Source organism: Nocardia niwae NBRC 108934 = DSM 45340, from assembly GCF_001613465.1.
Taxonomy (GTDB): domain Bacteria; phylum Actinomycetota; class Actinomycetes; order Mycobacteriales; family Mycobacteriaceae; genus Nocardia; species Nocardia niwae.
In genome coordinates, this window is record NZ_BDCK01000036.1 from 85,611 (window position 1) to 94,727 (window position 9,117).

The following is a 9,117-nucleotide window of genomic DNA, read 5'->3' on the forward strand; positions in this document are numbered from 1 at the left end:
CGTCGTGGTCAAGACCCCGTTTACGTGGGCGTCGGACCTCCGTTTCGCGCTTCCCGCCCCGGTTGCTACCTGGCGGAGGCCATCTGCTGGTAGTGCATCTGGACCACCGCGCTGTCGAAGGTCATCACGTCGACCAATTGCAGCCCCGAGACCACCGCGGGTGTCGGGAACAGCGGAATCCCGCCACCGAGCAGGATGGGATGCACGAACAACCGGTACTCATCGATCAGGTCGTGCTTCATGAACTCCGAGGCCGTCTCCGCGCCGCCGAACAGGACCATGTCGCATCCCGGCTGAGCGCGTAACGCGGTGATCTCCTCGACGAGGTCGTCCCGGACCACGCGGGTGTTCCAGCTCGCGGTGGACAAGGTGCGGGAGAACACCAGTTTGGGCGTCTGCTTCCAGCACCGCGCGAAATTCACGTAGAACTCCGAGATCGCGGGATCCACGTCGGCGGTCGGCCAGAACGACGCCATGATCTCGTAGGTCTTGCGGCCGTAGAGGAACAGGTCGGCCGAGCGTAATTCGTCGAGGAACGACTCGCACAGCTCCTCGTCCACCACCGGCCAGTGGATCTCCTGATCCGGCCCCTCCGCGAAGCCGTCGAGCGACATCTGCATCCACAGTGTCACGCTTCCCATGTGCCCACACCCATCTGCTGCCCTTGTGCGACTTTCAGATTGTCGGGGGGAGCGACACTTCGGCGCATCGGTAGGTTGCCTGGGACATACCTAAGTAGACGGCATAGGTAGGCTTCGCAGCGCCGCGAACGCGCGCCGGATGACGCCCAATATACCGTTGATCAACGGCACGTTACTGTCACGTATCGCCAGTGATGGGAATTTGAAACACAAGCACTTCGGCACGGCCGGGTGCGCGCCGCGTGATCAGCTCTCCGGCAACGCCTCGGTGAGCTCGGTGTCCTGGTCGAGATATCTTGCGACGAGCCGGTTCACGAGTTCGGCGGCGGTCTCCGCGGGGATGGCCCTGGTCGCCTCCAACCGCCGCGCCAGCTCGGCAGCCTGCGCCGGATCGCGATCGGACTCCTGGAACGACGACCAGACGGTGCGCCGGAACAGGTCCACGTAGCGCCGGGCGATGCGCTCCGCGTCCGCACGCAGTTTCTCCAGCTCGCCGAGCACGTCGTCGGCCGGAACACCGGCGGCGGTCAGCTCGTCGAGGCTGTGCGCCAGGCGGCGATCAGCGATCCGGTAGGTCGCCGCGTCGACGGGCTCGTACAGACCCGCGGCGACGACCCGGGCCAGGCCGTTGGGCACGTCGCTGTAGCGCTCGGCGAGTTCGGTCGCCGCGATCGTGTCGCCGACGTCGACGACGGGCGCCCCGGCCACGTCCGGCTCGGCGACACCGAGGATGTCCCCGAGGTCGTCACCGCGGTCCCAGGCGTTGAGCAACTCCTTGATGCCGTTGAGTTTGATCCCACGGTCGAGCAACCTGCTGATGGTCCGCACCCGGTTGAGGTGGTCGGCGCCGTAGAACCCGGTCCGCCCCTTCACCTGAGGGGGCGGCAGCACACCGCGTTCGTGGTAGACGCGCAGGCTGCGCACGGTCGTACCGGCCTCCCGCGCCAGCTCGTCGATCGTGTACTCCACACCCGCAGTCATACCTCAAGGAAACCACATCGCAACACGGGGCGACGGCCGGTGCGCGGCCATTGCCGGGGCGACCGACCGGTCTCCAGCGACATAGCAGCAAACATTGAGTGCGCGGCGCGGAACCACCTCGCTCCGCGCACTCGCCGACCGTTTCTTCCCGCCCCTGGAAATCCCCTCGGCGCCCCGGTCCCGCCGCCGCGCCTATCCTTCCGGCATGGGTGAATCCGCGGGCTCTCCGGCCAGTCTCGCCGACCGCGAACGCGCGATGCGCGAGCTGACCCATCACCTGGGGACGGGCCGGCTCAGCCTGACGGAGTTCGACGAACTCAGCGCGGCCGTCGCGGCCGCGACCACCAAGACACAACTGGCCGAGTTGTTCGCCGATCTGCCGGGCAGCACACCGCCCCCGGCCGAGATCACCCCGGCCAATCCGCTGCCTCGCCTGGTCGTTCTGGCCGGCGCGGCCGTGGTCTTCTCGGTGGTGCTCGCGGTGACCACCGGCAACTGGCTGTGGCTGCTGGTGATCCTGGCCGCGCCAGCGCTTTTCATGCTCACCGCGCGCACGACCTGAGACCGGTCACCACCTCGACTTCGGCCGCACGTAGTTGGCCAGGTCGACCAAGCGGTAGCGGTGCAGACGATGCGGGGCGATGCGGGCCAGCGCGCGCAGGCTCGACTCCAGTCCGCGTTGCAGGCCCAGCAGGGTGAACGGGAAACCGAGCAGAGTCGCGTCCGGGTCGGCCGCCTCGCCGCCCGCGCGCACCCACTCCAGCGCCGCGCCCACCACGATGACCTGGAGTTGCAACGCGCGCGGTTCATCCGGCGCGGCGTCCAGCCGCGCGGCCGCCTCGAGCAGGTCGGCCTCGGTGGTCTCCGGAATGGGTTGCGAGACCAGCAGCAGACATCCCGTCATGCGCGCCACGCTCTGGTAGCGCGACGCCTCCGGCACCTGATCGAGGACTTCCACCGCCTCCAGCAAACCGCCGTCGGCGGCGAGCCTGCGGGCCAGGCCGAAGGCCGCGCTCACCAAGCCGTGATTGGTCCGCCACACGGTGCGGTAGTACTCCTCGGCGAGCCGATGCCAGTGGTCGCCCGCGGCATCCCCGAGATGCTGGAGGGTGAGTTCGGCGGTGGCCGCCAGCGCCAGGGCGGGCGCGATCTCCCCGGGCAGCATGCCGTGCACCAGATCGAAGTACTCGTAGGCGCGCTCGTACTGTCCGTCCAGCAGGGCGGCGACCGCCGAATACCACTCCAGGCGCCAGTCCGTGCCGTAGTCGGGCCGCAGGTCGGCGAGCCGATCGCACGCGGGGATCACTTCACCCAGGTCCAGGTGCGCGCGCACCGCGGTCAGCGTGCCCTCCAGTTCGAACGTCTCCGGCTCCGGAATGGTCCCGGAGACGATCCGGTCAGCCGTGCGGCGCAGCGCGTCCAGCGCGTGCCTCGGATCGCCGTGCAGCAGCGTGGAAAGCAGGTCGGCGCTGGGGTCCTCGCCGTCGATCAGCGGCACCGGCAGCGCCGCGACGACGCTCGGCGCGTCCAGCGCCGGCAGGCGATGCCGCCCGTCGGTCATCCCGTCGGTCTGCCCGATCAACGTCTCGATGCCGAAATCGCCGCGCATGGCGCCGAATTCGAGCGACGCCTGCGGATGCTCTTTCCCGGTGTCGTAGGCGAGCACCATGCGCAGGACGCCGGCGAGCTGGCCGTACATCGCGTAGGCGGTCGGGAAGCGGCGCTTGGGATCCGGATCGGTGGCTCGGCACAGCAGCCGGTGCAGCGCCGGATAGTCGCGCAGCAACGGCTGGTCGTCCGGTGACGGGATCCCGGGCAGTTGGTGCCCGTCGGCGTTCTTGGGCATGTCCAGCACCAGCGCGGCCAGTGTCCGGCCGACGGTGTAGATGTCCGAAGCGACAGTGGGACCGGTCTCGGTGATCTCGGGCGCTTGGTACCCCGGGGTGCCGTAGATGCTGCCGTAGGACTCCATCGCGGCGACCGCGCCGAGGTCGATCAGCTTGACCTCGTCCTCGCTGACCATGATGTTGTCGGGCTTGAGATCGTTGTAGGCCAGCCCGAACGAGTGCAGGTAGTCCAGCGCGGGCAGGATCTCCATCATGAAGGCGATCGCCTCGGAGACCGGAATGCGCTCCGGGGCACGCAGATCGAGCATCCGTTTGAGCGAGCGCCCGCCGACGTACTCCATGACGATGTAGCCGTCGGCCACGTCGCGCCCGGAACGGTGCTTGACGAAGTTGTGGATCTTGACGATGCCGGGATACGCCACCTCCGACAGGAATTGACGTTCGGCGAGGGCGACCACATGCGCCTCGAAGTCGAGCGGGTTCTGCAACCCCTTCAGCACGACCCAGCGGTCGCTGACGTTGCGATCGACCGCCAGGTAGATCCATCCGAGTCCGCCGTGAGCCAGACAGCCTTGGACTTCGTACTGGTCGGCGACCATCTCACCGGGCTGCAGCAGCGGCCGGAAGTTGAACGGGGAGGCGCAACGGCCGCACTCGCCCTCCACGGCGCCGGGCCCCGCCGGGCCGGTGCGGCCGACCGGCTGCTGACATTTCCAGCAGAACCGTTTGTGCTCGGGCACTTCCGGGTTCTGCATCACCGCGGTGCGCGGATCGAGCGGGCTCACCTTGGGCATCGACACCAGCCCACCGCCCAATCTTCGCCCGCTCGGACGCGAGCGTGCGCTGCGCCCGGAATCCGCTTCGGACTCGAGTGCGCCGAGCAGCAGCCGCTCGGCGGTGCCGATGGTTTCCTCGCCCCCGCCGTCGCGGCCGGTCGGCGGGCCGCCGTCGCTGGGCACCGAGTCGACGGCGACGGCACGTCGTTTGTCGACGGTCCGCGGTGCCGACCACGGGTTGGGAAGTCTCGGGGGTACCTCGGTCTTGAGCAGGTGCCGAGTTGCCCAGGGGTGGGAAGTTCGCCGAGGCACGTCGGTGCCGCGCATGCGCCGATTCGCCCACGGATGCGCAAGTGGACGGTCGGATGCGCTGGGGTGCTCCGGCATACGAACCTCTCAGACCCGCCGTTGAATCGCGGTTTCATTCTGGTCCGCCGCCTGTCGATGCGCGCGTATGTTGTTCCCGACATTGGGAATAGTTCCGCCCCGGGCGAGCGGCCCGGGGCGGATACTGCCTCACTCTTCGTTGTCGTCGTCGGGCTTGTCGAGGATCACTACCGTTTCGCCCGTCGCGCGGCGCGGCCGCTCGGCCAGAACCGGGAACTGGCCGGTGATGCCCTGGCGGATCTCCGCGATCTGCAGCACCCGCTTGCGGGCGAGGAACCAGCCGCCCACCAGCGCGGGAACCATGATGACCAGCATCGCGATCACCGCACCGCGCTGCACGTGGTCGTCGCTGAACGCCATCAGCAGCACCACGGTCGCCAGGAACACCAGCGTCGCGAAGCTCGTGTACGGCGCGCCGATCAGCCGGAAGGACGGACGCTCCGCGCGGCCGGTACGCGACCAGCGCCACAGCTGCAGCTGGCAGACCACGATCGCGGTCCACGCGAAGATGGTGCCCAGCGCCGACATGTTCAGCACGATCTCGAAGGCCTGCTCCGGCACCACCGCGTTCAGGCCGACGCCGATGAGGGCGACCGCGCCGGTGGCGAGAATGCCGACGTAGGGCACGCCGCCGCGGGACATCCGCGCCGCGATGTTGGGCGCGCTGCCGTTCATCGACATCGAGCGCAGGATGCGACCGGTCGAGTACAGGCCCGCGTTCAGGCTGGAGAACGCCGCGGTCAGCACCACGAGGTTCATCACCGAGCCCGCGCCTTCCACACCCAGCCGCGAGAAGAAGGTGACGAAGGGGCTCTCCCCGTTCTTGAACGCGGTGTAGGGCAGCAGCAGCGCCAGCAGGACCAGCGAACCCACGTAGAACAGCGCGATCCGGGCGATCACCGAGTTGATCGCGCGCGGCATGATCTTCTCGGGGTTCTCCGCCTCACCGGCCGCGGTGCCGACGAGTTCCACTGCGGCGTAAGCGAAGACGACGCCGGTGGTGACCAGCACCAGCGGAAGCAACCCGGTCGGGAACAGCCCGCCGTGGTCGGCGATGACACTCGGGCCGGTGACCTGGCCGTCGACCTTGAACCGGCCCGCGAGGAACACCGTGCCCACGATCAGGAAGGTGACCAGCGCGACCACCTTGATCAGCGCGGCCCAGAACTCGAGTTCGCCGAACCACTTCACCGACACGAGGTTGATGCTCACCACGACCGCGAGCGAGACCAGGGCGATCAGCCACTGCGGGATCGCCTCGAACGCTCCCCAGTAATGGACATATGTCGCGATGGCGGTGATGTCTACGATCCCGGTCATGCACCAGTGGAAGAAGTACATCCACCCGACCGCGAAGGCCAGTTTCTCGCCGTAGAACTCCCGGGCGTAGGAGACGAACGATCCCGAGGAGGGGCGATGCAGCACCAGCTCACCGAGCGCCCGCAGGATGAAGAACACGAACACGCCGCAGATGGCGTACACGATGAACAGGCCCGGGCCCGCGCTGGCCAGTCGGCCACCCGCGCCGAGGAACAGGCCGGTGCCGATCGCCCCACCGATCGCGATCATCTGCAGCTGACGCGGGCGCAGCGACTTGTGGTAGCCCGAGTCCTCGTCTTCGAGCGCGGCAGCCTGCGCGGGCGCATCCGCTGGTGGTCGAACTGTGGTCATGGCGATGGCCTTTCAGGTGACGGCGATCATAACTTCGCTCAATGTACCGTTACATAGCGGCACGTTCAATAGCGTTCGGCATGTTGTAACACGCTGGACATCAAGAACTTTGAGAAAAGGGCATCCGAGCAGGGACGATCGCGGCAGGATTCGTTGATCGTGCCACCAGATATCGGTACGCTCAATAGGACAAACGGGATGAGGGAGCGCAGATGGCCTGGTTCGAACGGGAATTCATCGCGGTCCCCGAGGACCGCAAGAATCAGCTGGTCTACAAGTGGCCGGACGTCAACATCCGCCGCTACAGCCGCGCCCTGGTCAATGCCGACCAGCTCGCCCTCTTCGTCAAGTCCGGGCGGGTGGTGGCCGCGATGGGCCCGGGGCGCCACCGCATCGACGCCGACGAGCTCCCCGTGCTCGGCGCGCTCGTCGACACCCTCACCGGCGGCAACTACTACCGCGCCGAACTGTATTTCGTCTCCACGAGGGAGTTCCCGGGGATTCGATTCGGCGGCCGGCTCGACGACATCCTCGACCCGGTCAGCGAGCAGGTGGTGACACTGCGCGTCTTCGGCGAATTCGCCCTGACCGTGCGCGACCCGACCGAACTGCTCACCGCGCTCGCGGGCACCGCCGATCTCACCGACCAGGATCGGGTGCAGAGCTGGTGCGCCGACCTGCTGCTCAAATCCATGAAGATGGCGGTGACCCGGGGCGTCGCGGCCGGCGAGTGGCCGGTACTCGGGCTTTCGGCGCAATTGCAGCCGATCGAGAGCGCGGTACTGCGCCAGACCAATACCGCGCTCTACGAGTACGGGCTGCGCGTCCCGCGCATGGGCAACTTCGATATCAGCCTGGCGCCGGAGGATGCCGACCGGCTGAAGCGACTCGCCAAGGACGTCAAGTACATCAGCCTGACCGGTGACTTCCAGCGCTATGCCGCGGGCGAGCTCGCACTCGGCGCGGGCCAGGGCTTCGCGCGCGGCCACCACGGTATGGAGGGCGGATTCCTCGGCGCGGCGTTGAGTTTGAACGCCATCGGCCACCAGGTGGGCAACCCCTCCCCCGCGCCGCAGCTGCCTGCCGCGGCGCCGGCGCAGCCCCAGAACTCGTGCGCCGCTTGCCAGTCCGCGAATCCGGCCGGCGCCAAGTTCTGCATGAACTGCGGGGCGCGCCTCGCGCCGCAACCGCGGCACTGCCCGAGCTGCGGGGCGCAAACGACTCCCGGCGCCAAGTTCTGCGGCGAGTGCGGAACGCCGATGCCCGGAGGCTGACGCCGAGCGCCTGCCTCCGGGCATCGTGCGGCCGGATCAGCCCGCGACCGTCGGCGCGACGGCCGTCGCGTCACCACCGCTGACCATGCCGCGGACCTGCCGTGCCGCCACCGAGAGCGCGGCGAGATCGTGCGTTTCGGCGGCGAAGATCTGCGCCAGTGACGCACCCGCTCGGGCCAGTCGCGAACGGTTGGTCGACTCCCAGTACGCGATCTTCTCGGCGGTGCTGTCCTGCGGTTCGGTCGCGGTCAGCACGTCGAGGGTGAGCGACCGCAGCGAACCGTAGAGATCCTCGCGGACCGCGAGCCGGGCCAGCGCCCGCCAGCGCCCGCCGCGCTCCAGCTTGCCGACCGCGGTCAGCAGCCGTTCGATCTGGAAGTGCTCGTTGAGCGCGTAGTACAGCACCGCGACCTCCGCGGCGTCGCGATCGGCGATATCGGCGAGGTCGAGCACATCCAGCAGCCCGAAGCGGTGGATCAGACCGAATGTCTCCTCGGCCAGTTCCCGCGGCGCGCCGCGAGCGATCGACCGCCGCGAGCGTTCGGCGAGATCGTCGGTGAGGTAGCCGGTCAGCCATCCGGGCACCTCGACCGACAGGGCACGCACGCCGTCGCGGTACCTGGCGATGTCAGCGCCGATGGCGATGGGCTGCGGCCGGTTGGACAGCAGCCAGCGTGCGGCCCGGTCCAGGGTGCGCTTGGTCTCCAGCTCCAGTTCGTTGCGCGCCGCCGTGGACATCGGCGTCTGCCTGATCCGCTGCCACAGCTCGTGCAGGTCGAAGATCTCCACCGCCGCCCGGTAGGCCCGCACCGCGTCGTCGGTGGTCGCCCCGGCCTCTTCCGCGAGCCGGAACGCGTAGGTGATGCCGCCGTAGTCCACCATCTCGTTGACCACGACGGTGGCCACGATCTCGCGGCGCAGCGGGTGCCTGCCGATCGCCTGCGCGAACCGCTCGCGCAGCGGCGCGGGGAAGTAGGCGGGCAGCACCGACGCGAACGCCGCGCTGTCGAGCAGATCGCCGGCCAGCAGATCCGCCTTGAGCGAGAGCTTCACGTGCGCCATGAGATTCGCCAGCTCGGGCGAGGTGAGGCCGGTCCCTTCGGCCGCGCGGCGAGCCAGCTCCGCTTCGGTCGGCAGTGCCTCCAGCTCGCGGTCCAGGCCACGACGCTGTTCGAGGTCGTTGATCATCCTGCCGTGTACTCCCGACATGCCCGCCGCGTCGGCCCGCGACATACCGAGCCGGAAGTTCTGCGAGATGTTGTCGCGCAGCACCAGATCGGAGACCTCGTCGGTCATCGAGGCGAGCAAGGGATTGCGCTCGTCGAGGGGCAGCTCACCGCTGGAAACCACGGCGTCGAGCAGGATCTTGATGTTGACCTCGTGGTCGGAGCAGTCCACGCCCGCCGAGTTGTCCAGCGCGTCGGTGTTCATGCGTCCGCCGTTGCGGCAGAACTCGATCCGGCCCAGCGCTGTCGCGCCCAGGTTGCCGCCCTCACCGATCACCTTGACCCGCAACTTATCGGCGTTCACCCGGACCGCG

7 protein-coding genes are annotated in these 9,117 nt (G+C 68.4%); 2 read left to right on the forward strand and 5 right to left on the reverse strand.

Annotated elements, in window-relative coordinates; genetic code table 11:
- Nucleotides 1-65: 65 nt before the first annotated feature.
- Together NNI01S_RS25390 and NNI01S_RS25395 are read right to left on the reverse strand one after the other, a co-directional pair.
- Nucleotides 66-641 (reverse strand): dihydrofolate reductase family protein, encoded by a 576-nt coding sequence (locus NNI01S_RS25390; RefSeq protein WP_063917656.1) that lies wholly within the window; start codon nucleotides 639-641, stop codon nucleotides 66-68.
- Between the two features lie 246 nt (nucleotides 642-887).
- Nucleotides 888-1,622 carry a MerR family transcriptional regulator gene (locus NNI01S_RS25395; protein WP_063022648.1) on the reverse strand — a complete coding sequence of 245 codons (735 nt, stop codon included), beginning with the start codon at nucleotides 1,620-1,622 and terminating at the stop codon, nucleotides 888-890.
- A 205-nt stretch (nucleotides 1,623-1,827) separates the two neighbouring features.
- Here NNI01S_RS25395 and NNI01S_RS25400 point away from each other — a divergent pair, with 205 nt between their 5' ends.
- Nucleotides 1,828-2,184: a DUF1707 SHOCT-like domain-containing protein gene (locus tag NNI01S_RS25400; protein ID WP_063917659.1), complete on the forward strand. Its 357-nt coding sequence runs from the start codon at nucleotides 1,828-1,830 to the stop codon at nucleotides 2,182-2,184.
- A 6-nt stretch (nucleotides 2,185-2,190) separates the two neighbouring features.
- On the opposite strand, the gene NNI01S_RS25405 is transcribed toward NNI01S_RS25400, so the two are convergent.
- Nucleotides 2,191-4,572 carry a serine/threonine-protein kinase gene (locus tag NNI01S_RS25405; protein WP_435825136.1) on the reverse strand — a complete coding sequence of 794 codons (2,382 nt, stop codon included), beginning with the start codon at nucleotides 4,570-4,572 and terminating at the stop codon, nucleotides 2,191-2,193.
- A 189-nt stretch (nucleotides 4,573-4,761) separates the two neighbouring features.
- A complete protein-coding gene (locus NNI01S_RS25410) occupies nucleotides 4,762-6,303 on the reverse strand; it encodes an amino acid permease (protein WP_063022651.1) in 1,542 nt (513 codons plus the stop codon).
- Between the two features lie 212 nt (nucleotides 6,304-6,515).
- Here NNI01S_RS25410 and NNI01S_RS25415 point away from each other — a divergent pair, with 212 nt between their 5' ends.
- A complete protein-coding gene (locus NNI01S_RS25415; RefSeq protein WP_063022652.1) occupies nucleotides 6,516-7,577 on the forward strand; it encodes an SPFH domain-containing protein in 1,062 nt (353 codons plus the stop codon).
- A gap of 36 nt (nucleotides 7,578-7,613) precedes the next feature.
- Here the strand turns inward: NNI01S_RS25415 and NNI01S_RS25420 are convergent.
- The coding region (locus NNI01S_RS25420) for an NAD-glutamate dehydrogenase domain-containing protein (RefSeq protein WP_174554495.1) at nucleotides 7,614-9,117 on the reverse strand (1,504 nt) is incomplete at its 5' end.

Excerpts from the sequence above, each read along its gene's own strand:
- NNI01S_RS25400 (WP_063917659.1), top strand. The coding sequence starts at position 1,828 with ATGGGTGAATCCGCGGGCTCTCCGGCCAGTCTCGCCGACCGCGAACGC.
- NNI01S_RS25390 (WP_063917656.1), bottom strand. The coding sequence starts at position 641 with ATGGGAAGCGTGACACTGTGGATGCAGATGTCGCTCGACGGCTTCGCG.
- NNI01S_RS25395 (WP_063022648.1), bottom strand. The coding sequence starts at position 1,622 with ATGACTGCGGGTGTGGAGTACACGATCGACGAGCTGGCGCGGGAGGCC.
- NNI01S_RS25410 (WP_063022651.1), bottom strand. The coding sequence starts at position 6,303 with ATGACCACAGTTCGACCACCAGCGGATGCGCCCGCGCAGGCTGCCGCG.
- NNI01S_RS25405 (WP_435825136.1), bottom strand. The coding sequence starts at position 4,572 with ATGCGCGGCACCGACGTGCCTCGGCGAACTTCCCACCCCTGGGCAACT.
- NNI01S_RS25415 (WP_063022652.1), top strand. The coding sequence starts at position 6,516 with ATGGCCTGGTTCGAACGGGAATTCATCGCGGTCCCCGAGGACCGCAAG.